The sequence below is a fragment of the Ligilactobacillus equi DSM 15833 = JCM 10991 genome, assembly GCF_001435735.1.
Taxonomy (GTDB): Bacteria; Bacillota; Bacilli; order Lactobacillales; family Lactobacillaceae; genus Ligilactobacillus; species Ligilactobacillus equi.
In genome coordinates this window covers 1-293 of sequence record NZ_AZFH01000019.1, presented here as the reverse complement: position 1 = coordinate 293, position 293 = coordinate 1, and the positions used below count along the sequence as shown (strand labels likewise).

The following is a 293-nucleotide window of genomic DNA, read 5'->3' as shown; positions in this document are numbered from 1 at the left end:
GAATACTGGTACTCTCCCGGTATTACTCCGACAATAAGTCATGCGGATTCAACTTCCGATTCTCGATTTTACGAACAACTGTATAAGGTAAAAAACGGTTCTAGCATTCTTTACAAAAACGCTATCAAGTCAAACGATGGTACTGTGTATGACGCCAAGTTAGTATTTGATGATGTTGGAGAAACGCCCGATGAATACCGGTACATTGGATTGGCAGTTGATATAAACAATCGTAGCGCTTTTCTTTTAGGTTTTGAAAACCTATATAATTATCACACGGAAGGACATTGGGA

General features: G+C 38.9%; 1 protein-coding gene. It reads left to right on the top strand.

Annotation, left to right across the window (positions count from 1 at the left end; translation table 11 throughout):
* On the top strand, positions 1 to 293 hold a 293-nt coding region (locus FC36_RS12415), incomplete at both ends, for a hypothetical protein (protein ID WP_235805797.1).